Source organism: Candidatus Sodalis pierantonius str. SOPE (assembly GCF_000517405.1).
In the GTDB taxonomy this organism is placed as follows: Bacteria; Pseudomonadota; Gammaproteobacteria; order Enterobacterales; family Enterobacteriaceae; genus Sodalis_C; species Sodalis_C pierantonii.
Genome location: NZ_CP006568.1, coordinates 4,245,411 through 4,267,972, shown reverse-complemented (window position 1 = coordinate 4,267,972; position 22,562 = coordinate 4,245,411). Strand labels below are relative to the sequence as shown.

The window sequence follows — 22,562 nt, the reverse complement described above, 5'->3', positions numbered from 1 at the left end:
AAATCAGGCAAATACACAAATTTCTAAACAGGCTCTGGCCGGCCGCTTCACTACACCGATATGGCCATTACCACGGTTCTGATGATAAAGCGCGTGTTTAACCTTTCGCTCCGGGCGTTACAGGGTTTCGTTGACGCGATTTTTAAACTGATGGGGCTGTTGCAGATTCCGACGTATCCGATCAGCTGTTCCGGCGACATCCGATCAGTTATTCCGATATTTTCCGATCACCCATTCCAGTGATATTCGTTCACGTGTTCGCTCATCTTCTGACTCGGGTTTAGTCTATTTTTCCTGTGCTGGCTACTCCTTGCTCTTTGCGTAGTGATTCGCCTTTAAGTTCCAGTCTATAGCTGGGGTGTACTAACCGATCGAGTAACGCGTCAGCTGTCGTGGGGTTTTCTATCAGTCCATACCATTTTTTCACCGGCAGTTGACTGATCAGGATGCTGCTGCTTTTGTCGTAGCGATCTTCCATCACCTCCAACAGCATCGTTGCCTGCATCGGACTTATTGATTCTAGGCCCACGTCGTCCAAGATCAGTAACTCTATTTTTTCTAACTGCTTAAGCTGTTTTAGATAGGTCCCGTCTACCTGGCACTGGTGAAGATGGGCCAGCAACCGACCCACTCGCCAGTAACGCACGCTATATTGCTGCCGGCATGCCTGCTCACCAAGCGCACAACTGAGCCAGGTTTTGCCCGTACCTGTTGGCCCCGTGATGAGTATGCTTTTCTGATATTTCAGATATTGTCCCCCTAGCAGATCTCGCATCTGTTCCGGTGTCACTCCTCGGCTAGGGCTAGGGATATAGCGGATATCTTCCGGTTTTGCCTGCAAGCGCATTTGCGATTGCCGTCGCAGACGGCATATGTGATTGTTTTTTCTATGCAAATTCTCCGCTTCTACCATCAGCGACAACCGCTCCTCGAACCCCAGCTCCCCATAACTCCCCGGGAGTTCGCGTTGCGTCTCCAACGCCTGGACCATTGCCGACAACTTCAGCTCTCGCAGAGCCATTAACAGTGTATCCATATTTATTCTCCTTAGTGATAACTGTCCGGACCTCGGAGGTTTTCGTGAACCAGCATTGATACGCCGGCTCCGTCCTGGGTGACCTCACTTTCACGACCGTGTTTCAATACGTTGGCTATGAAAGAGCGGTTAATGCACCCTTTCTCCAACGCCAGCGCGCAGGCCTTCTCCAGTCGCGTCGTCTCATAGCGCCGTTGCAGATTGAGTAGCCCCAGCACGGAGCGGTAAGCCTGCTCCGGATGGGCTTTGCTCTTTTGGATGGACTCGACCACTTTCAGTGTGCACACACCCACCGACAGCGCCCAACTGCACAGCCTTTCCGGCGTCCACTGACTCTGCCCCTTATGGTTAGCCGGCATGTGCGCCGCCTGAGTCGTGTGCCTATAGGCGTTATCGCTGCGAGGGTGCGTAGCCACGCAGACGCCCTTATGGTGGATTTGCACCAGCCGTTGGGTGGCGATGACGTCAACGCGCTCGCCAACCAGCGGATGCGGCACCGAGTACCAGTTTTTGCCGTAGTCTATGTGGTAATCAGGTCCCACTCGAGCAACGAGATACTCACTGTATTCCCATTGTGTGGGCGGTAGAGGCCCAAGAGCCGGTTTGTCCAGCTGCTCGAAGCGTTCAAGGCGACTTTGTCCGCCGTAATGACGCATCGGGCGCAAATTCAACTCATGATTGAGTTCTCGTATCACCTGGTTGAGTTCGGCCAGCGAGTAGAACCTACGTTTACGCAACCGGGCCAAAACCCAGTGTTCTACCAGCTGCACAGTTGATTCTGCCTTCGCCTTGTCTTTCGGTTTTCTCGGGCGCGCCGGTAGCACCACTGTCTCATAGTGATTTGCCAGCGCCTGGTAGCTCTGGTTTATGACCGGCTCATAGCGGTCAGGGGTGCTGACAGCGCTGCGCAGATTATCAGGTATCATCAGCTCCGGAACCCCACCCATGAAGTGCAGGCAGCGGCTATTGGCGTTGAGCCACGATGCCATGTCCTGGCCTTCGCAGGCTTCGATATACGCATAGCCTGACACGCCCATGGCAGCGACGAAGATAGCGACCTGGCGTACGCTACCGGTCGCAGGGTTGACGATAGGTACGGTGGGGCCACAGAAGTCGATGAAGAGCTTTTCGCCAGCCTTGTGCTCCATGCGCATGGAACGCCGCTGCTTCTTTTTCCAGTCACGGAACAGTGCACAAAACTGTGAGTAACCGAGGGCATCACCGCCCACGGCGGACTGATATTCCATCCAGAGCAGCTGCTTGGTCATGCCCTTGCGGCTTAACTCGGTATCGATATCAAGCCAGCTGGGTAAGGTATTGATAACTTTTCCGGATTTGCCGGGATAGAGCAGGCGGTCGAGGTCGACGGGGGACAGTTCCGCCGGCAATGGCCAGACCAGGTTAGCTACCGTGAATCGGCCGAGGATATCGTGCACGGTAGTACAGCCTATGCCGAGCGCTGCTGCGATAGTGCGATTCGAGCGACGCTGCTCGAATTTCATACGTAACACATTAATATAGATGCACATTTCCGTTCTCGCTTTCTTCTTTTTACGTGCCATGCCCCCGGAAGCTAAAAGTCTCCAGAGTATGGCGGAACAGAAGATGAGCGATCGGACAGAATCGGAATCGCTGATCGGGCGACCGGAATCAGTGATCGGGTGAAATCGGAATCAGTGATCGGATGTGACCGGAACCAGCAGCTGTCGCTGCGCTGCCCAGATTACTCTCTGGTCAGCCGGCGAGCAAAAACCGTCGACATCAGCATAAAAACGCCAACCCGCGGCGAAATCTCACACCTGGTCATCGATGGCACCGGCCTGAAAATCTTCGGCGAAGGCGAATGGAAAGTCAGGTAGCATGGGGCTGAGAGGTGCAGAGTATGGCGCAAGCTTCATCTGGCAGTAGATAGCGCGACACATGAAATTATCTGTGCCGATTTATCGCTAAGCGGTACGACAGATGCGCAGGCGCTGCCCGGGCTGATTAACCAAACGCACCGGAAAATCAGGGAAGCGTCGGCTGACAGTGCTTACGATACGCGTTACTGTCATGATGCTCTGCTGAGGAAAAAAATAAAGCCGCTTATCCCACCGCGAAGTGGTGCGCAATATTGGCCAGCTCGATACCATGAGCGTAACCATGCGGTGGCAAATCAGCATCTGAGCGGCAATAACGATACCTGGAAAAAGAAAGTAGGTTATCACCGGCGTTCACTGGCTGAAACGGCCATGCTCCGGTTTAAAACACTTCTGGGTGGTCATCTGAGTCTGCATGACTATGACGCGCAGGTAGGTGAGGCTATGGCAATGGTCAAAGCGCTTAACCGGATCACGCTGTTAGGAATGCCAAACAGCGTCCGCATGGCTTTGTTGAATAAATCGAACTTTTAGGTGACTGGCGGCTCTGATCACTACATTCGTTTCAACATCAGGTCCCCATGGCAAAGCAAAAGTTTAAAATTACCAACTGGCCCGCATACAACAATGCGCTCAGGCAGCGGGGGGACCTGACAGTATGGCTTGATGAGTCAGCCATTGCTGCATGGACTGAGAGTACACCACCTGAACATCGTGGCCGGCCGCTTCACTACACTGATATGGCCATTACCACGGTTCTGATGATAAAGCGCGTGTTTAACCTTTCGCTCCGGGCGTTACAGGGTTTCGTTGACTCAATTTTTAAACTGATGGGGCTGTCACTGCGCTGCCCAGATTACTCTCTGGTCAGCCGGCGAGCAAAAACCGTCGACATCAGCATAAAAACGCCAACCCGCGGCGAAATCTCACACCTGGTCATCGATGGCACCGGCCTGAAAGTCTTCGGCGAAGGCGAATGGAAAGTCAGGCAGCATGGGGCTGAGAGGCGCAGAGTATGGCGCAAGCTTCATCTGGCAGTAGATAGCGTGACACATGAAATTATCTGTGCCGATTTATCGCTAAGCGGTACGACAGATGCGCAGGCGCTGCCCGGGCTGATTAACCAAACCCACCGGAAAATCAGGGAAGCGTCGGCTGACAGTGCTTACGATACGCGTTACTGTCATGATGCTCTGCTGAGGAAAAAAATAAAGCCGCTTATCCCACCGCGAAGTGGTGCGCAATATTGGCCAGCTCGATACTATGAGCGTAACCATGCGGTGGCAAATCAGCATCTGAGCGGCAATAACGATACCTGGAAAAAGAAAGTAGGTTATCACCGGCGTTCACTGGCTGAAACGGCCATGTTCCGGTTTAAAACACTTCTGGGTGGTCATCTGAGTCTGCATGACTATGACGCGCAGGTAGGTGAGGCAATGGCAATGGTTAAAGCACTTAACCGGACCCTGTACACGATTCTGTGTAAATGCCTTTTCTCAGAAGTGACCGTCCAGGCGGTCACCGAACTCGATAATAAAGCGGCTCATTGCCATGCGCCAGTCCCTCAAAGGCATTGTCCATTTCTGTGAGGCCGCCTGTATCGCCCCAGCCACACCACCTTTTTCACTGCGTCGTCGGTCGGGAACACCTTGCGCTTTTTGATGGCATGCCGGATCACGCTGTTTAACGACTCGATGGCGTTGGTCGTGTAGATCACCTTGCGGATGTCCGTTGGGTAGGCAAAGAACGTGGCCAGATTGGCCCAGTTTGCCTGCCAGCTTCGACTTATTTGCGGGTAGCGGATGTCCCAGGCACTGGAGAACGCTTCCAGCGCCTGCAAGCCGGCTTCTTCCGTAGGGGCCTGATAGATAGCTTTCAGGTCGCGGGTGACGGCCTTGTAGTCCTTCCAGGAGACGAACCGCAGGATGACCACCCAGAAGTGTTTTAAACCGGAACATGGCCGTTTCAGCCAGTGAACGCCGGTGATAACCTACTTTCTTTTTCCAGGTATCGTTATTGCCGCTCAGATGCTGATTTGCCACCGCATGGTTACGCTCATGGTATCGAGCTGGCCAATATTGCGCACCACTTCGCGGTGGGATAAGCGGCTTTATTTTTTTCCTCAGCAGAGCATCATGACAGTAACGCGTATCGTAAGCACTGTCAGCCGACGCTTCCCTGATTTTCCGGTGCGTTTGGTTAATCAGCCCGGGCAGCGCCTGCGCATCTGTCGTACCGCTTAGCGATAAATCGGCACAGATAATTTCATGTGTCGCGCTATCTACTGCCAGATGAAGCTTGCGCCATACTCTGCACCTCTCAGCCCCATGCTACCTGACTTTCCATTCGCCTTCGCCGAAGATTTTCAGGCCGGTGCCATCGATGACCAGGTGTGAGATTTCGCCGCGGGTTGGCGTTTTTATGCTGATGTCGACGGTTTTTGCTCGCCGGCTGACCAGAGAGTAATCTGGGCAGCGCAGCGACAGCCCCATCAGTTTAAAAATCGCGTCAACGAAACCCTGTAACGCCCGGAGCAAAAGGTTAAACACGCGCTTTATCATCAGAACCGTGGCAATGGCCATATCGGTGTAGTGAAGCGGCCGGCCACGATGTTCAGGTGGCGTACTCTCAGTCCATGCAGCAATGGCTGACTCATCAAGCCATACTGTCAGGTCCCCCCGCTGCCTGAGCGCATTGTTGTATGCGGGCCAGTGGGTGATTTTAAACTTTTGCTTTGCCATGGGGACCTGATGTTGAAACGAATGTAGTGATCAGAGCCGCCAGTCACCTAAAAGTTCGATTTATTCAACAAAGCCCATTAACGCCATATCAATGGATGTGAAGGCGCCATAACCGAGGCCCAGAACCGCCGCATACAGATACATTCCCGTAAGCGTAGGCATAAAGAGCGGGATTATCAGTCCGATGGCCATTAATACGCTGGAGGTAAAGACAAATATTTTCCGTCGCTGAAGTTTGTCCGATAAATAGCCTGAAACCAGACCGAAGAACAGCAGCGTGGCGAGAGTGATAACAGAGATGGTCCCGATGGCATGATTGGATTGCGCAACGCTCAAGCCGATATAGTCCTGCAAAATATACAATTGGTAGGTCACCACGCCTTGGTAGCCTAGGAACATGGCGGAACGTCCGAAGAAGGCCCAGCCAAAATCGGGATACTGGCGCGGGCTTACCCAAAAGTTTTTGAAAAAACGGCCCCATTTAAACGGCTCCATCGCCAGCGACCGGGTGGAGGGTTCGCGATTTAACAGTACGAAAGCCAGGCAGCAGGCGGCGATAGCCAGTCCGAAGACCAGGTAACCGAGCTGTAAGTTCTAGGCGAGATAGCCGGCGACGATAATGCCGACGGTGCCGCCGGCCGTGGAGCCAGCCCCCACAAAACCTGAAGCGATACCGCGGTTTTCAGGTAGAAAACGATCGGCCACCACCGTGGCTAACGGACCATTCATACAGTTGAGCGACACCGCCGCCATCAACCAGAATACGGCAATCCCTGCTACGGTCGTCATCATGGAAATACCGAATATGGCCAGACCGCCGATCAACGCTCCGCCGACGATCCACGGCGAACGGCGGCCCCAGGTAGAACGGCAACGGTCGGAAAGCGCGCCGGCAATCGGCTGCGCGAAAATGGTGAACAGCAGCGCGGAGGTCATGACGATCGCCAGGTTGTTGGCTTTATTCGCCGGGTCGATTTGCGCGATGTGGTTGGGCAATAAAACGGAAATGACACCGCAATAGAGCGCCAATAAGACAAAGAAATTGGTAAACAACGACGCCAGCAACAGGCTTTTTTTGCCGCCGGTGACGGTCAGGACATGATCGACGTGGCTCGCGCTGTCATCTCCCGTCGGGTTTGCCGGGTATAGGGTATTACTGTTATCAGACATGCTTATTTCCTCTATTATTGTAATGCAGTAGGGTAGGTTGAAATAAACGACATCCCGCTTCGTTATGAAGAGCTCTTGTTCCTGGCGCTAGCGCTGCAAACGCTGGGGGCAGAGGGCAGACCCAACTGCCCCAGGCGCCCTGGGCGTCGCGAGTGCGTCATAAGGGCGCTGTCCGTTCTTTACGCGGGGAACGAAGATCGCCGGGCTAGTTCATTTTTGCGTCTTGCCGCCGTTGCCGGGGAGCACGTCCCAGCCGATATTCAGCACTGGCGCCATGATGGCTTCGATTTCCCGTAATAACGCTGCATCCATCGGTTGTTCACTCCAGTGTATGTTTTCCAGCATATTTTCAGCGCTGGCGGTGCCGATGACGGTGGTGGCAATGCCCTGCTCCGCCGCCGTCGTCAGGGCGAACTGCAACGCGACCTGGGCGAGATTGATCCCTTGTCGATCGCAAAGAGCGGATACCGCGTGACAGACATGTTGTACATCCAGATGCGCCGGGCGCCAGTCAGGCGCCCCCGTTCGCGTTAACAGCCCCATCGACAGCGGTGAGGCGTTCAATACGCCGATGCCCGCCTGTTGTAGGCGGCGGGCGACAGCGCCCAGCCGGCGATCTTGCAGCGTCCAAGTACAATCGGCCATAACAGTATCGACATTTTGGTCAACGGCCAGCCGCTCCAGCAGATCCAGCCGGTAGCCGGTGATACCGATGTGGCGCACCACGCCGCTGGCGCGTAATTCGCGCAGCGTGGGTAACGCTTCCTCCCGCAATTGATGTTGATTGCCGTATTCGACATCGTGGCATTGGATCACGTCGATATAGTCGACCTTCAGGCGCGCCAAGCTTTGCTCAACGCTTTGCAGGGTCGCCGCACGGGAAAAGTCCCATAGGCTGTAGCCGTAGCGTCCCACTTTGGTGGCGAGCGTATAGTCGCGTCGCACTACGCCTTGTAGTGCGATACCCAGTGCGGTTTCCGCTTTGATTAAACCATAATAGGGGGCAACATCGAAATAATTGACGCCGTGAGCCAGCGCCGCCGCGACCGTTTCATCGGCCTGGCGTTGCGAAACCGGGTGATAGATGCTGCCAAGTGACGCGGCGCCCATCGCCAGCAGGGGAACCTAAATTCCCGTGCCTCCCAACGTTACCATTTTCATGTTGTTATCCTGTGGTTGAGCATCAAGGTTTGCGCGCCTTGCGCAGCGACAGGCCAAGACCCGCCCGTTCGGGTCGCACATGCGGCCCCTGCGGCGTGGTCCAGCTTGCCGCCGGCTTGTTGTTCCAGCGCCTTATCGAGCGTAATGCCCAGTCCGGGGGTATCGCCCAGCAAGATGCCGCCGTTTTCGATCCGCTGATCGACGTGGAACCCTTCCGGAAAAGCAAGATCCTGGACTTCGCAGCTCAGATGATTCGGGATAGCGGCCGCCGCGTGCGCGACTGGATTGGCATTATAGCCAACGGGGCTTACCGGTAAGCTGAAGGCGTGCGCCAGGTTGGCGACGCGCAAGAAATGGGTGATGCCCCAGCACATTCCCGCTTGCAGAACATCAACGCCTTGCCCGCGAAGAAGTGGCTGGTACTGCTCTATACCGGTCAAATTCTCGCCGATGGCGACGGCGCAGCGCGTTTGCTGGCGCACCAGCGCATGGCCCGCCGCGTCCCAGCGCCGCACGGGCTCTTCTATCCAACTGATGTCCAACGTGTCTTCCAGGCGGCGAACATAGCGAATGGCCTGTTTCGCGTTCATCGATTCGTTGACATAGATCATCATGGCCGGCGAGGCGGCGTTAGGCAGATAGACTTCGCGGACGGCGCGCAGGCGTTCGATATCCTGCTCAACATCCCAGCCCCCTTTCAGTTTAAAGGCGCAAAAGCCACGTTCAGCAAAACGCTCATGTAGGGCGACAAGCGCGTCCAGGGAGAGAGGGTAATCCAGGCCGGAAGCATAACCGGTGACAAAAGGCCGTCGCGCGCCCAGCAAACGCCACAGCGGTTCGCCCGCCAGCTTGGCTTTCAAATCCCAAAGCGCCATGTCTGCCGCGCCGATAGCGCCAAACACGCTGCCGGCATGGCCGCTTTTGAATACCCAGGACAGCATCCGATCGTAAAGCGCCGTAACCGCGCGCGGATCCTGACCGTCAAGGGCCGGGTAAAGCTGAGGGAATTCGGCGTGACCGCCAAGACCAATCCCGCTCACGCCCTGATCGGTTTCCAAAATAAGCACCGGCACGTCGGTCACGCCGGCGTCGAGGGTGCCATTGACGTCGCCAATGGGACGCTGCCAGCGGTGAACCGTATTCAGCGTGCGCCAGCCCGTGATTTTCATGATGTCAGCTCCTCTGCCGTCAATGCCGTCACGGTCTGTCCCGCGCGTAAATCGATGACCATCCGGCCCTGAATCGTACTGTTTTCCATTTCGTCGAAAATGGTATTGATTTCATCCAGACGACGGGTTCGCACCACGGAACGCACCCGGCCCGCCCGCGCATGCTCGAAGGCTTCCGCCAGATCCTGCCGGGTACCTACCAGACTGCCGGCGATCTCGATACCGTCGAGAACCGTTTTCACAATACTCAATTCCAGACTGCCGGCCGGTACCGCCAGACACACGACTTTGCCGCCCGCCCGCACGCTGTTGACGGCCTGATGGAAAGCCGCGCGCGCGAATTGCACCGCCTGATTGCTGAGTCCTCCCGCGCCCCAAATGGCTATCCACTGCCCGGGACGCACGCCAGAAACCTTAATGGCCTTGTAGGTGGTCACGCCGGCGCAGGTAATGCTGCTGGCGATGACCGGATCCAAACCATCAGGCACTTTCACCGCGTAATCGGCTTTGATGATACATTGTTCCGCCATGGTGCCGTCGACGCTGTAACCGGCGTTTTTGACTTCACGGCAGAAGGTTTCCCGGCCGCTGACGCAGTATTCGCAGACGCCGCAACCGGCATAAAACCAGGCGATGCTGACGCGATCGCCAATACGCAGGCAGGTTACATCATTGGCGACGGCGCGCACGATACCGATGCCTTCATGGCCCAGCACACGGCCGGGCGCCGGGCCAAAGTCGCCCTTCACGACGTGCAGATCGGTATGGCAAACGCTGCAGTACTCCACATCGACTAAGGCTTAGCCGGCTTTTAGCGGCCGCAGGGCGATGTTTTTGATCTCGACTTTGCCGACATGACGTTGACTTACTACGGCTGCTTTCATTGTATTTCCTTGTCAGTTGAGTATCGGTACAACGTTATCGTGAATGCGCTGGCGTCTTGCGATGTAGGCCGGCAGGGGGGGTACGCCGGAAACGTCGGTGAACCAGGCAAAGGGATCGGTGCTGGCAACCAGAGCGACGTTGGCCCAAGGATTGAAAGATCCGGAATGGATGATAACTTTGGCCTCATAAGCGATGTCGCGGCAAAGCGTTTCGTGGCTGGCGGTGCGGAACTCGGCGCCTGAACCGGTGTACAATTCCTGTAGCGTCTGATAAAGCTGCGGATGGCAGTCGCGTACCTCGCTCGCAAAGCGAACCTCTTCGACGAAAATCTCCTGGCGCAGTACGCGCAGGATCGACAGCACATCGATGGTGCCGAGCCAAAAACCCAAATCAATACGCTTTGCCTGCGGCGGGATAGGGAAACCGGCGTCAGTGACCAGCACAATGTCGGTATGGCCCAGAGTTGCCAGCGCGCCAGCGAGTTCTGGATGCAAGATTCTATCGGGTCTCATGAGAGCATTACCTCCGCGGCGGACAGGGTTTGCATAAAAGCGTCGACCTCACTGCGGTCGCAATAGGAGGGTACGGTTTCCCAGTCGGTGCAGCAAAGGGCCGCCGTGGCGTTGGCAAACAGTACGGCGTTTGCGATAGGCTGGCCTTCATCCAGGGCAACAGCCAGCGCCGCGTTGAAACTGTCTCCCGCTCCGTTGCTGTCGACGACAGCCACCGGACAGGGTGGAACCGTACACATCCGATCGCGGCTGAACACGGCGGAGCCGGCCTCCCCGAGCGTCATGACGACATAGCAGCAGCCGGTAGCGAGTAACATATCGGCGATTTCCCGGTTGCTGCGCCCATCGTCGGGGGCGAGGCCCAGCGCGACGCGGGCTTCCGTTTCATTGGGCGTCAAATAGTCAATGACGCTAAGATCAATACCGCGCAAGTCGCGGGCGGGCGCCGGATTAAGCACGGTGGTTTTGCCGAGTTTCTTGGCCTGACGCAGGCCGTATAGCGCCGTTTCCAGCGGAATTTCCAATTGTGCCAAAACCACCCGGCTGCCTTTGATGTGCGTCAGCGTCTGGTCAACCAGGGCCGGGGTAAATAACCGGTTGGCGCCCATATCTACGACAATGACATTCCGCGCTTGGCGATCTTTGATGATAAGCCCCGCGCCGGTCGGCAGCGCGGTGGTTACGGTCAGCGCCGTGATATCGACGCCCTCCTGCAGCATCAGGGTAATGAATTTCTGCCCAAACGCATCGTCGCCCACTACACCGCTGTAGGCGACCTCGGCCCCCAGACGGGCCGCCTGCACGGCCATGTCGGACCCTTTTCCGCCCCAGGTCTGACGGAAATCCTCGCCAATCAGCGTTTCTCCGGCGAGGGGAATACGGTCGGTGGTCATCACTAGCGCTTTCGCGTAGCTACCGAGAATAAATACACTCATCACCTGCTCCGTTAACTGTAGTGCTCGTTGTCATGGCTTGCGCAGCGCCGCCGGTGCGTGCCGACGGCGCACGCCGGTCAGTAAGCGTTAATATCGCCGACCAGCTCCGGTCCGGAACTGGTTCCCAGCAGTTCGGCGCCGGCGACAAACATTTCTTTCATCTTAGCCAGCGTATTGACTTTACCGGAAACTTTTACCCGATAAGGCGCTTGAATATTCGCTTTGAGAAGTCGTACATCTTCTACCGTCGCGGCGCTTTGTTGAATAAATCCGAAATTTGTGACGACTTCCTTCCTATCAGGGCGATTGTTACATGATGCGGACGCTGTTTGGCATTCCTAACAGTGTGATCCGGTTAAGTGCTTTAACCATTGCCATTGCCTCACCTACCTGCGCGTCATAGTCATGCAGACTCAGATGACCACCCAGAAGTGTTTTAAACCGGAACATGGCCGTTTCAGCCAGTGAACGCCGGTGATAACCTACTTTCTTTTTCCAGGTATCGTTATTGCCGCTCAGATGCTGATTTGCCACCGCATGGTTACGCTCATGGTATCGAGCTGGCCAATATTGCGCACCACTTCGCGGTGGGATAAGCGGCTTTATTTTTTTCCTCAGCAGAGCATCATGACAGTAACGCGTATCGTAAGCACTGTCAGCCGACGCTTCCCTGATTTTCCGGTGGGTTTGGTTAATCAGCCCGGGCAGCGCCTGCGCATCTGTCGTACCGCTTAGCGATAAATCGGCACAGATAATTTCATGTGTCACGCTATCTACTGCCAGATGAAGCTTGCGCCATACTCTGCGCCTCTCAGCCCCATGCTGCCTGACTTTCCATTCGCCTTCGCCGAAGACTTTCAGGCCGGTGCCATCGATGACCAGATGTGAGATTTCGCCGCGGGTTGGCGTTTTTATGCTGATGTCGACGGTTTTTGCTCGCCGGCTGACCAGAGAGTAATCTGGGCAGCGCAGCGACAGCCCCATCAGTTTAAAAATCGAGTCAACGAAACCCTGTAACGCCCGGAGCGAAAGGTTAAACACGCGCTTTATCATCAGAACCGTGGTAATGGCCATATCGGTGTAGTGAAGCGGTCGGCCACGATGTTCAGGTGGTGTACTCTCAGTCCATGCAGCAATGGCTGGCTCATCAAGCCATACTGTCAGGTCCCCCCGCTGCCTGAGCGCATTGTTATATGCGGGCCAGTTGGTAATTTTAAACTTTTGCTTTGCCATGGGGACCTGATGTTGAAACGAATGTAGTGATCAGAGCCGCCAGTCACCTAAAAGTTCGATTTATTCAACAAAGCCCAATCAGAGCAGATTGCGCCCCACGCTACCGCGCGTTTATTGCGGCGTAATATCCTGGCCGAACCACTTCATACCCAGCGTCTTCAGAGTACCATCCTGCTTGACCTTCATGATGGCATCGTCAAACATTTTCTTCAGTTCGGGATCGGATTTACGCAGACCGATAGCCGAACCGCTGCCCAGCAGGCCGCCAATAAATTGCGGCCCTGCCAGGACCATATTGGCGTTGCCGAGTTTTTCCCGCGCGCCATTCAAATAGGTTACCGAAGCGATAACCAGATCCACACGGCCCGCGGCCAGGTCCAGATCGTGCTCTTCGGTGGTTTTATATTCCCGCACCTTCACCACGCCCTGCAGATATTTATTCAGAAAAGTGGCGGCAATCGAGGCGGTCTGAACACCGATGACCTTATCCTGCAAAGCGGGTTTAATCTTCTCCAGCTCCTTCACCGCTCCGGCTTCATCCTTGGTCAGCGAAAAACGCATGCCGGTATCCGGTAATTTAGCCAACGGACTGTCTTTCAGGGTGGCGAAGGTCTGGCCCGAATTGCTGTAGGGCACCGAAAAATCAATCACCTGCCGACGCTTATCGGTCGCCGACATCCCGGACATAATCGCGTCGAATTTGCCGGCCTGCAGCGCCGGGATCATGCCAGTAAAGGGCTGGACGACAATCTCACATGCCACCTGCATCGATTTGCAGAGCACCTTATACAAATCAATTTCAAAACCATCAAGCGTGCCATCCGGTTTGGTAAAATTGAACGGTCGGAATGCCCCTTCGGTGCCAATGCGCACCGTGGTCCATTTTTTCCCTTCCGCGGCCTGAGCGCTAACGCTGCCCAACAGCGTCGCCGTCATACACAGCGCGCAAACCATCGTGGATAATTTCATTCTAAGCCTACCTCTGGTGAAAAATGCCAACGGAAATATCGCCGGAGCGGTGTTAAATAATGTCTTGCCGACATCAGGAAGCATGCCGCGTATTTTTAACATAAGACAGGTTCTGTTGCGGCCGTAAATGCGGCGTCAGCCGGTATTCCAACCATTGCAGCAAACGAGTCAGCACCAGATTAATCGCCAAATACAGCGGCCCCCCGCCACCAAAAACACTTCGAGCGCGCGGTAGGTTTCAGCGATGATGCCGGTTATCTCCATCAGGGTAATGATTGAGGCCAATGAGGTGGATTTAACCATGGAAATCATTTCGTTACCGTAGGCGGGCAGCGCCTGGCGCATCGCCACCGGCAACATAATGCGGCGGAACACCTTTTGCCGGGTCATACCGCAGGCATAGGCGGCTTCAATGTGTCCCCCCCCCCCCCGGCACCGACAGCAGGCCGCCGCGGATAATTTCGCTGGCGTAAGCGGCGGTGCACAGGGTTAGCGAGAGCAGCGCGCACCAGTAGGGCTCACGCAGGATGGGCCAGAGCACGCTTTCGCGCACGGCGGGGAACTGCCCCAGGCCATAATATATGAGAAACATCTGCACCAGCAACGGCGAGCCGCGAAAGGCGAAGACGTAAGGGCGGGCGATGGTGTCCAGGATCCACACGCCGCTCAGACGCATCAGCGCCAACAGTAGGGCAAGGAAAAATCCTAGCGCCACCGAGCCGATCGCCAGTTCAAGCGTCAACGGGACGCCGGGCAAGAGCTGCATCAGCGTGTCGCGTAAAAATTCAAAATCCATCAGCGTGTCGCACCCCGTGAGTAGTGATGTTCCGCCTTACGCAGGGACCAGCCGGACAGTGCGGAGATAAGCGAATACAATAGCGCAGCGGCGATATAAAAATCAAACGGCCGGCCGGTGGATCCGGAACCGGTTTGCGCCTGGGTCAGCAGTTCCGCGACGCCGGTCACCGAGATAAGCGCCGACTCTTTTAATACCAATTGCCAAACGTTGCCCATAGCCGGTAACGCGAAGCGCAGCGTAAGCGGCGCGATAATGCGTCGCAGCCGGGTCGCGCGCACCATGCCGCAGGCCACCGCCGCCTCCAGTTCGCCGGGGGAGATGGCCCGGTAGGCGCCGCGGAAAACTTCGGTTTGCTGGGCGCCGGCGGTGATGCCGACCGCCAGCATACCGGCCAGAAAGCCGGGAAAGGCGATGAAACCATCCGCGTGGAAAAGCCCACCGAGGGCGCTAAGCAGGCTGCTGCTGCCAAAGTAAAACAGATAAATCACCAGCAGGTCGGGAATACCGCGCAGTACCGTGGTATAGATGTCGCCAGCAATACGCAGCGGCGCGTTTCCAGCGATTTTGGCCCAGGCCACCAGCGCGCCGATGACCGCGCTGAGCACGAAGCCGCATACCGAGAGCGCAATGGTTACCGCCATGCCCGACAGCAGCATGGCGCCCCAGCCGTGTTCGCCGAAGCTCACCAATTGCCAAAAATTGATCGTTTGCATGTCATTGTCCATTAAGCCCGCAGCGGGTGAGGCGCATCAGTCATTGTCGGGGAACGGCGGCGCCACGCCCTCGGGAATCGGGTTAATAAACTCAACGCCATTAAGCCTGGCGCGATGTTCCGCCTTCGCCTGCTCAATCAGTTCGGGATGCGCGAGCAAATCCACGGCGGTACTGGCCATGATCTTGGCGGCGTGGGCCATGCCTTTGTGGGCGAAGGCGGCTTTGCCCTGCGCGACCAATTGCCACGAGTGGCCCGGCGTGCCGATGGCATAAGTGGCGCCGTAAACCTGCACGGTCGCACCACCCAGTTCACACTGCCCACATCAGTGGAGCCAACCATGTCGCTATAGGGACGGCGCAGCGGCAATACGAAATCGCACAGCGGTCGGTGATAATCCACCGGCAGGCCATAGCGGTCATAGGCGCTTTTCAGATCGTCCTGACTGAGGGTCTGCTGGAAACGCGCGGCATAATCGCGGTCCGCTTCAGAGAAAGGCGGCGGTCCCAACAATTCCAGATGCGCCTGCATGCGCTCTTCCAGCAGACTATTGCCGATAAGATTCGCATCGCCGCTCAGCACCTGGCTGGTAACGGTAGTTTCGCTCATCAGCGCCGCGCCGGCGGCAATGTCGTCGACCCGCTTGACCAATTGCTGCAACGCCGACAGTTCGCGCGCGCGGATCAAATAGCGTACCGTTGCCCGCACCTGCACGACATTGGGCGAATGACCGCCGGTATCGGTAACCACATAATGGATACGCACCGAGCTGGGCATATGCTCGCGCATGTAATTGACGCCGACGTTCATCAGTTCGACCGCATCCAGCGCGCTGCGGCCCAGGTGCGGGCTGGCGGAGGCATGGGCGGCCCGACCGCTGAAGTGGTAGTTAATTTCATTACAGGCCAGGGAATTCGCTTCTATTACCCCGCTGAAAGCGTTGGGGTGCCAGCTGATGGCGATATCCACATCATCGGACACCCCCGCGCGCACCATAAATCCTTTGGCGGAGCCGCCCTCTTCCGCCGGACAGCCGTAGAATCGCACCCGACCCGGTAGATTACGGGCGGCAAAAAAATCTTTGACCGCGCTGGCGGCCTGTAACGCCGCACTGCCCAGTAAATTATGGCCGCAGCCGTGACCATTGCCGCCCGCTGTCACCGGCCGGGGTTCCGCCACATCCGCCTGCTGGCTGAGCCCCGGTAGCGCATCATACTCACCCAATATTGCAATGACCGGGCCGCCCTCACCGGCTTCCCCGACCATGGCGGTAGGGATACCCGCCATACCGCGTTCGATACGGAACCCCTGCTGTTCCAGCATTGCCGCGATTTGCGCCGACGATTGCACCTCGGCGTAATTCAGCTCAGGTGTAGCCCAAATGTTGTCGCTTAGCGCGCAAAATTGCGCGCGGCTGGCTTCGATGAGCGACCAGATTTCTTCCAGCGTGCGGCTGTCCGGCTGTCCGGCTGTGCGGTTGATGGGGTAGATACCGGGGTGCTGGCGTCCATACTCATTACCTGGTGACCTCTGAAACAAATGAAGGGAAATTGTTGTAACAACTAGCAAGATGCAGGCCAAACATACCGGCTGCGGCAAGCGCGCAGTCAGGGGATCTCGCGCAGCGAGTAACGGAAAACCGTCATTAGCATGAACCAAAATAGTGCAAAACAATAATAATTATCACCATAAAGGTGCGCTCCATGAGATCACCAGCATTCGTCGTGACAAAGGAGACGTAAAGTTAAACGGGAGGCGAAAACAAGAGGGGGGCACGGCGGTGGCGCAGACGAGTGACCTGCCGCTCTGGTAGTTATCACCGCGGTGAGAACGCCCTTGAACGGCCGTCGGTCGCGGTAAATAGTATCACCCTCTGCGGCGTTGACGACCCTAGCTGCCAAAGGACATCGCCGCGGACGGCGCTGACGACCCTCGCACCAAGGGGCATTGCCGCGGGTGGCGTTGACGGCTAAAGCGAACGCCATCGGACGGGCGTTAGCGACAGCATGTTAGCGCGCGCAATCGCAAGCCCTAACCGGCACCCATCGGCCCTGGCGCGTTGCAAGCACCATCATGCGGCGTGATGTCCCGCAATGGTGCAAGGGACGCGCCAGGACGGCGGGCGCATATTAGCCCGCCGTTTCCGGGACTATTTTTGCGGACGCAGCGCCGGGAACAGGATCACATCGCGAATGGTGTGACTATTGGTCAGCAGCATCATCAGGCGATCGATACCGATTCCCAGGCCCGCGGTCGGCGGTAGGCCGTGTTCCAAGGCGGTGACATAGTCTTCATCATAGAACATGGCTTCATCATCGCCGGTGTCTTTAGCCTGGACCTGCTCGGCAAAGCGCGCTGCCTGATCTTCGGCATCGTTAAGCTCCGAAAAGCCGTTGCCAATTTCACGCCCGCCGATAAAGAATTCAAAACGATCGGTGAAGAACGGATTTTCATCATTGCTGCGCGCCAGCGACGAAACTTCCGCCGGGTAGGCGGTAATGAACGTCGGCTGGATCAGATGGCTTTCCGCCGTCTCTTCAAAAATTTCGGTCTGCACCCGACCCAGGCCCCAGCCTTTGTCTACCTTAATGCCCAACGACTCGGCAATGGCGATCGCGGAGGCCATATCGTCCAGCGCTTCTGGCTGGGTTTCCGGGCGATAATGGCAAATGGCCTCTTTCATGGTCATCTGGGTAAACGGCTTGCCGAAATCAAAGGTCTGGTCGCCATAATGCACCACGCTGCTGCCCAATACCCGCTGGGTCAGGGTGCGGAACAAATCCTCCACCAGCACAATCAGGTCGCGGTAATCCGCGTAGGCCATATAGAGTTCCATCATGGTAAACTCAGGATTATGGCGGGGCGACAGTCCTTCGTTGCGGAAGTTGCGGTTGATTTCAAATACCCGCTCAAAACCGCCCACCACCAGCCGCTTGAGATAAAGCTCAGGCGCGATGCGCAGATACATGTCGATATCCAGCGCATTATGGTGGGTAATAAACGGACGAGCCGCCGCGCCGCCGGGGATGGTCTGCATCATCGGCGTTTCCACTTCCATGAAGTCGTGGTCCATCATAAATCGGCGAATTTCCGCCATGATGCGCGAACGAACCTTGAAGGTTTGGCGCGATTCGTCATTGGCGATCAAGTCGAGATAACGCTGGCGATAGCGGGTTTCCTGATCGGCCAGACCGTGAAACTTATCCGGCAGCGGACGCATCGCCTTGGTCAGCAGGCGAATTTCGCTACAGTGAATAGACAGCTCGCCGGTGCGGGTTTTAAATAATTTGCCGCGCGCGCCGAGAATGTCTCCGAGGTCCCATTTTTTGAACTGCTCGTTGTACTGGCCTTCGGGGAGATCGTCGCGGGCGACGTACAGCTGGAGTTTCCCCCCCACGTCCTGCAGGGTGGCAAAGGAGGCTTTGCCCATGATGCGGCGGGTCATCATGCGCCCGGCGATGCTGACTTCGATATTTAACGCTTCCAGCTCTTCGTTACTTTTCTCGCCATAGCGGGCGTGCAGCTGGTCGGAAACCGCGTCCCGGCGGAAATCGTTGGGAAAAGCGATGCCCTGCTGGCGCAATTGGGTAAGCTTTTCTCGCCGCAAACGCAGCTCGTTATTGAGATCCAGCGCCTGAGGGGCACCGTCCTGTGAGTGTGATTCAGACATATGGGTTCCTCATAGCCCTGCTTTAAGACTGGCTTCGATAAATTTGTCCAGATCGCCATCCAGCACCGACTGGGTATTACGGGTTTCCACGCCGGTACGCAGATCCTTAATGCGGGAATCGTCCAGCACATAGGAGCGGATCTGGCTGCCCCAGCCGATATCGGACTTGGTATCTTCCAGCGCCTGCTTTTCGGCGTTCTTTTTCTGCAGCTCGAATTCATACAGCTTGGCTTTCAGCTGTTTCATCGCCTGATCTTTATTTTTATGCTGCGAGCGGTCGTTCTGGCACTGGGTGACGATATTGGTCGGCAAGTGGGTAATACGCACCGCGGATTCGGTCCGGTTAACGTGCTGGCCGCCGGCGCCGGAAGCGCGGTAAACATCGATCCGCAGATCCGCCGGGTTAATCTCGATATCGATATCATCGTCCACTTCCGGATAAACAAAAGCGGAGCTGAATGAGGTGTGCCGCCGGCCGCCGGAGTCGAACGGGCTCTTGCGCACCAGGCGGTGCACGCCGGTTTCGGTACGAAGCCAGCCATAGGCGTAGTCACCGATGACCTTGACGGTCACCGATTTGATACCGGCCACTTCCCCTTCCGACTCTTCGATAATTTCGGTTTTGAAACCGCGCGATTCCGCCCAGCGCAAATACATTCTGAGCAACATGCTGGCCCAATCCTGCGCTTCGGTGCCGCCGGAACCGGCCTGGATATCCACATAGCAATCGGCGCTGTCGTACTCGCCGGAAAACATGCGACGGAATTCCAGCTGGCCCAGTTTGGCCTCCAGACCATCCAGTTCGCTTTGGGTTTCGAGGAAGGTCTCTTCGTCGTCCTCTTCCACCGCCAGCTCCAACAGGCCGGAGACGTCCTCCATACCCTGGGTAAGCTTGTCGATAGTTTCAACGATAGCCTCAAGCGACGAGCGCTCTTTACCCAGCACCTGCGCGCGTTCGGGCTCATTCCAGACGTCCGGCTGTTCGAGCTCGGCGTTTACTTCTTCGAGGCGTTCTTTCTTGAGATCGTAGTCAAAGATACCCCCTCAGAACGGCTATCCTTTCCGACAGGTCCTGAATACGGTTTTTTACCGGATTTATTTCAAACATGGATTAATGTGCTCATTGACGAAAAGGAATGCGTGTTAACCCGCTATTGTAACGGATCAGCGCCCCGGGCGGTAGTAGCCGTCGCCATCGTATTGGCGACGGCGGCGGTTCATTACAGCGGCCAAATATGCTGTATTAATAGCTGTAGGCTGCGATTGCCGCGAAACTCGTTAACCTCCAGCTTGTAGGCCAATTCGACGGTATGCACGCTATTGTCCGGCCACAGGCGCGGGTCAATATTGAAAGCGATGCCATCCAGCATCGGGCCGCCGGCCAGCGGTTCCAGCAGCAGCTTCAGATGTTTTTCCCCCACCAGCCGCTGATTTAGCACGCGAAACCGCCCGTCAAACAGCGGATCGGGAAACGCCTGTCCCCAGGGGCCGCCGTCGCGCAGCAGCTCGGCGGTGGTCAGCGACAGCTCCGGGCCGGCCAGCTCGCCGTCCGACCAAATCACGCCTTCGAGCATCGCGGGATCGAGCCACTCATCGACCAGTTCAGCGAAACGCTGGCGGAATCGGTCAAATTGCGTCTGCTCCAGCGTTAAACCGGCCGCCATAGCATGGCCGCCAAATTTCAGCATTAAACCGGGGTGTAATGTGTCCAGCCGTTCGAGCAGATCGCGCATATGCAAGCCGGCCACCGATCGCCCGGAGCCTTTCAGTACGCCATCCCCAGCGGGCGCAAAGGCGATAACCGGCCGGTGAAAACGCTCTTTTATCCGCGACGCCAAGATGCCGACCACGCCCTGATGCCACTGCGCATGATAGATAGCCAGACCAAAGGGCATCGACTGCTCGTCGCGCGCCATCGCCTGGCACAGCGCCAACGCTTCGGCTTCCATACTCTGTTCGATTTCACGCCGGGTTTGATTGAGGGCATCCAGCTCCGCCGCCAGCATACGCGCCTGCGACAGATCGTCCGTCAACAGCAGCGCAACCCCGACCGACATATCGTCCAGCCGGCCGGCGGCGTTCAGCCGCGGACTCAGCGCAAAGCCCAGATCGCTGGCGCACAGCCGAACGAGGTCGCGGTTAGCCACCTCCGCCAGCGCACGGATGCCGGGACGGCAGCGGCCGGCGCGGATGCGGCTTAACCCCTGATGCACCAGAATACGGTTATTGGCGTCCAGCGGCACTACGTCCGCCACGGTGCCTAGCGCGACCAAATCCAGCAGCTCGGCCAGTTTGGGGGCCGCAATGCCCTGCTGCGTAAACCAGCCGCTGTCGTTAAGGCGCGCGCGCAGCGCCAGCATCAGATAAAACGCCACGCCAACGCCCGCCAGAGATTTCGAGGCGAAGGCGCAGCCGCGTAAATTGGGATTAACGATGGCATCGGCGGCCGGCAGGGTATCACCTGGGAGATGATGATCGGTAATGAGCACCGGGATGCCTTTCTCATGCGCCAGATCGACGCCGGCATGGGAAGAGATGCCATTGTCCACCGTCAGGATAACCTGCGCGCCGCGCGCCGCCGCCTGCTCCACCACCTCGGGGCTGAGGCCGTAGCCATCCTCAAAGCGATTCGGCACCAGAAATTCTATCGTTTGTGCGCCCATTTGCCGCAGCGCCAGCACCGTAAGCGCGGTGCTGGTCGCGCCGTCGGCGTCGAAATCGCCGACCACCATTAATCTGCGCTGATCCGCCAGGGCGCCGACCAGCAAATCCACCGCCTGCTCGATACCGGTCAGTGGATGATAGGCCAGCAACCCACGCGCGCCCCGTTCCAGCTCATCGACCGCGCAAACGCCGCGTTGCACGTACAAGCGTTTCAGCAGCGGCGGGATATCCGCCTCCGCCAGCAAAACGATATCGCCCAGCGGACGCCGGCGTAGTTCTGTTGTCATGTTCACTGCCGTATTAACCGCCTGATGCCTGGCCAGTTCCTTGCTGATCCAAGATGGCGGCCAGCTCTTTCGGACTTTGATAACCGGGGATCAGGGTACCGTTATCGAGCAGCAGCGCCGGCGTGCCCTGAATACCGTACTGGACGCCAAGCGTATAATGTTTACTGATATCGATATCGCAGGTGGCGGGTTGAACGTTGCCGCCGTTCATCGCCTGGGTGAAGGCGTCTTTGGGATTAACGCTGCACCATACCGACGCCATATCCCGTTCCGTCTGGGAATTCAGGCCCTGGCGCGGAAACGCCAAATAGCGGATGGTTATCCCCAGCGCATTATAGTCTTTGATCTGTTCGTGCAGCTTGTGGCAATAGCCGCAGGTGATGTCGGTGAACACGGTTACCACATGTTTTTCCTGCGGCGCTTTGAAGATGATCATCTCTTTTTGCAGGGCATTCAATCGCTTGCCGAGGAGCTGATTCGTGACATTGACGGGGTGATCGCTACCGACGTCATACAGCGGACCCTGGATGACGTGGCGACCGTCATCGGAAACATACAACACGCCGCTTTCGGTCAATACGGTTTTCAGTCCGGCAACCGGCGACGGCTGAATATCGGCGCTGTAAATACCGAGGCGCGAGAGCGAATGCTTAATGGCCGCATCGTCAGCGTGGGCCAGGGGCACCAGGGCCAGCGCCATAAAAGAAAACAGTACCAGGCTTTTCTTCACAGTTTAATCCTTATCTAAACACCCGGGTCG

At 56.8% G+C, this 22,562-nt stretch carries 13 protein-coding genes and 10 pseudogenes; 3 read left to right on the top strand and 20 right to left on the bottom strand.

Annotation, left to right across the window (positions count from 1 at the left end; translation table 11 throughout):
- Positions 1–36 precede the first annotated feature (36 nt).
- Positions 37–183 (top strand): annotated as a pseudogene (locus tag SOPEG_RS21145) (transposase); the annotation flags it as partial.
- Between the two features lie 97 nt (positions 184–280).
- Here SOPEG_RS21145 and istB read toward each other — a convergent pair.
- Both istB and istA read right to left on the bottom strand, forming a co-directional pair.
- A complete protein-coding gene (gene istB / locus SOPEG_RS21140) occupies positions 281–1,036 on the bottom strand; it encodes an IS21-like element ISSoEn3 family helper ATPase IstB (protein WP_025246831.1) in 756 nt (251 codons plus the stop codon).
- 11 nt (positions 1,037–1,047) lie between these two features.
- Positions 1,048–2,598 carry an IS21-like element ISSoEn3 family transposase gene (istA, locus tag SOPEG_RS21135; RefSeq protein WP_081743087.1) on the bottom strand — a complete coding sequence of 517 codons (1,551 nt, stop codon included), beginning with the start codon at positions 2,596–2,598 and terminating at the stop codon, positions 1,048–1,050.
- 141 nt (positions 2,599–2,739) lie between these two features.
- Between istA and SOPEG_RS21125 the strand changes: the two are divergent.
- A pseudogene (locus SOPEG_RS21125) lies at positions 2,740–3,429 on the top strand (IS5 family transposase); the annotation flags it as partial.
- A 47-nt stretch (positions 3,430–3,476) separates the two neighbouring features.
- Positions 3,477–4,358: pseudogene (locus SOPEG_RS21120) on the top strand (IS5 family transposase); the annotation flags it as partial.
- 33 nt (positions 4,359–4,391) lie between these two features.
- Here the strand turns inward: SOPEG_RS21120 and SOPEG_RS25620 are convergent.
- The 18 genes and pseudogenes from SOPEG_RS25620 to dsbC all read right to left on the bottom strand — a co-directional run.
- A pseudogene (locus tag SOPEG_RS25620) lies at positions 4,392–4,819 on the bottom strand (transposase); the annotation flags it as partial.
- Positions 4,809–5,636, bottom strand: a pseudogene (locus tag SOPEG_RS21115) (IS5 family transposase); the annotation flags it as partial. The pseudogenes SOPEG_RS25620 and SOPEG_RS21115, both read right to left, overlap by 11 nt.
- A gap of 60 nt (positions 5,637–5,696) precedes the next feature.
- Positions 5,697–6,806, bottom strand: a pseudogene (locus SOPEG_RS30120) (MFS transporter).
- A 210-nt stretch (positions 6,807–7,016) separates the two neighbouring features.
- The gene (locus SOPEG_RS21105; protein WP_071882273.1) at positions 7,017–7,916 is read right to left on the bottom strand and encodes an aldo/keto reductase; all 900 of its coding nucleotides are present in this window, start codon (positions 7,914–7,916) and stop codon (positions 7,017–7,019) included.
- Between the two features lie 47 nt (positions 7,917–7,963).
- Positions 7,964–9,136 (bottom strand): mandelate racemase/muconate lactonizing enzyme family protein, encoded by a 1,173-nt coding sequence (locus tag SOPEG_RS21100; protein WP_200867844.1) that lies wholly within the window; start codon positions 9,134–9,136, stop codon positions 7,964–7,966.
- Positions 9,133–10,020 (bottom strand): annotated as a pseudogene (locus SOPEG_RS21095) (alcohol dehydrogenase catalytic domain-containing protein). The gene SOPEG_RS21100 and the pseudogene SOPEG_RS21095 overlap by 4 nt, the downstream one beginning before the upstream one ends.
- 12 nt (positions 10,021–10,032) lie before the next feature.
- The gene (rbsD, locus tag SOPEG_RS21090) at positions 10,033–10,533 is read right to left on the bottom strand and encodes a D-ribose pyranase (RefSeq protein WP_025246826.1); all 501 of its coding nucleotides are present in this window, start codon (positions 10,531–10,533) and stop codon (positions 10,033–10,035) included.
- Positions 10,530–11,468, bottom strand: coding sequence for a ribokinase (locus SOPEG_RS21085; protein WP_025246825.1), 939 nt, complete (start codon positions 11,466–11,468; stop codon positions 10,530–10,532). Before SOPEG_RS21085 ends, rbsD begins: the two co-directional genes overlap by 4 nt.
- 77 nt (positions 11,469–11,545) lie before the next feature.
- Positions 11,546–11,722 (bottom strand): annotated as a pseudogene (locus SOPEG_RS25615) (deoxyribose-phosphate aldolase); the annotation flags it as partial.
- Positions 11,723–11,777: 55 nt separating this feature from the next.
- Entirely contained in the window at positions 11,778–12,701 is a 924-nt protein-coding gene (locus SOPEG_RS21080) for an IS5-like element ISSoEn1 family transposase (protein WP_025246824.1), read from the bottom strand.
- A 111-nt stretch (positions 12,702–12,812) separates the two neighbouring features.
- The gene (locus tag SOPEG_RS21075) at positions 12,813–13,772 is read right to left on the bottom strand and encodes a transporter substrate-binding domain-containing protein (protein ID WP_236851582.1); all 960 of its coding nucleotides are present in this window, start codon (positions 13,770–13,772) and stop codon (positions 12,813–12,815) included.
- Positions 13,744–14,466, bottom strand: a pseudogene (locus SOPEG_RS21070) (ABC transporter permease). Before SOPEG_RS21070 ends, SOPEG_RS21075 begins: the two are co-directional and overlap by 29 nt.
- Positions 14,466–15,182, bottom strand: a complete 717-nt coding sequence (locus SOPEG_RS21065) for an ABC transporter permease (protein ID WP_025246822.1) — start codon at positions 15,180–15,182, stop codon at positions 14,466–14,468. Before SOPEG_RS21065 ends, SOPEG_RS21070 begins: the two are co-directional and overlap by 1 nt.
- 36 nt (positions 15,183–15,218) lie before the next feature.
- Positions 15,219–16,672: pseudogene (locus SOPEG_RS21060) on the bottom strand (M20 family metallopeptidase).
- Between the two features lie 658 nt (positions 16,673–17,330).
- The gene (lysS, locus tag SOPEG_RS21055; RefSeq protein WP_025246821.1) at positions 17,331–18,851 is read right to left on the bottom strand and encodes a lysine--tRNA ligase; all 1,521 of its coding nucleotides are present in this window, start codon (positions 18,849–18,851) and stop codon (positions 17,331–17,333) included.
- Positions 18,852–18,860: 9 nt separating this feature from the next.
- A protein-coding gene (prfB, locus tag SOPEG_RS21050) for a peptide chain release factor 2 (protein ID WP_148297155.1) occupies positions 18,861–19,959 on the bottom strand; the annotation gives its coding sequence in 2 pieces (ribosomal slippage) (positions 18,861–19,883 and positions 19,885–19,959; 1,098 coding nt in all).
- Positions 19,960–20,071: 112 nt separating this feature from the next.
- Positions 20,072–21,802 (bottom strand): single-stranded-DNA-specific exonuclease RecJ, encoded by a 1,731-nt coding sequence (gene recJ, locus SOPEG_RS21045; RefSeq protein WP_417903425.1) that lies wholly within the window; start codon positions 21,800–21,802, stop codon positions 20,072–20,074.
- Positions 21,803–21,815: 13 nt separating this feature from the next.
- On the bottom strand, positions 21,816–22,532 hold the full coding sequence (gene dsbC, locus SOPEG_RS21040) for a bifunctional protein-disulfide isomerase/oxidoreductase DsbC (protein WP_025246818.1): 717 nt from the start codon (positions 22,530–22,532) through the stop codon (positions 21,816–21,818).
- Positions 22,533–22,562: the final 30 nt, after the last annotated feature.

What these genes read in the sequence shown, in the direction of transcription:
- istB (WP_025246831.1), bottom strand. Translation starts at nt 1,036, where the DNA reads ATGGATACACTGTTAATGGCTCTGCGAGAGCTGAAGTTGTCGGCAATG.
- istA (WP_081743087.1), bottom strand. Translation starts at nt 2,598, where the DNA reads ATGGCACGTAAAAAGAAGAAAGCGAGAACGGAAATGTGCATCTATATT.
- SOPEG_RS21105 (WP_071882273.1), bottom strand. Translation starts at nt 7,916, where the DNA reads ATGGGCGCCGCGTCACTTGGCAGCATCTATCACCCGGTTTCGCAACGC.
- SOPEG_RS21100 (WP_200867844.1), bottom strand. Translation starts at nt 9,136, where the DNA reads ATGAAAATCACGGGCTGGCGCACGCTGAATACGGTTCACCGCTGGCAG.
- rbsD (WP_025246826.1), bottom strand. Translation starts at nt 10,533, where the DNA reads ATGAGACCCGATAGAATCTTGCATCCAGAACTCGCTGGCGCGCTGGCA.
- SOPEG_RS21085 (WP_025246825.1), bottom strand. Translation starts at nt 11,468, where the DNA reads ATGAGTGTATTTATTCTCGGTAGCTACGCGAAAGCGCTAGTGATGACC.
- SOPEG_RS21080 (WP_025246824.1), bottom strand. Translation starts at nt 12,701, where the DNA reads ATGGCAAAGCAAAAGTTTAAAATTACCAACTGGCCCGCATATAACAAT.
- SOPEG_RS21075 (WP_236851582.1), bottom strand. Translation starts at nt 13,772, where the DNA reads ATGTTAAAAATACGCGGCATGCTTCCTGATGTCGGCAAGACATTATTT.
- SOPEG_RS21065 (WP_025246822.1), bottom strand. Translation starts at nt 15,182, where the DNA reads ATGCAAACGATCAATTTTTGGCAATTGGTGAGCTTCGGCGAACACGGC.
- lysS (WP_025246821.1), bottom strand. Translation starts at nt 18,851, where the DNA reads ATGTCTGAATCACACTCACAGGACGGTGCCCCTCAGGCGCTGGATCTC.
- recJ (WP_417903425.1), bottom strand. Translation starts at nt 21,802, where the DNA reads ATGACAACAGAACTACGCCGGCGTCCGCTGGGCGATATCGTTTTGCTG.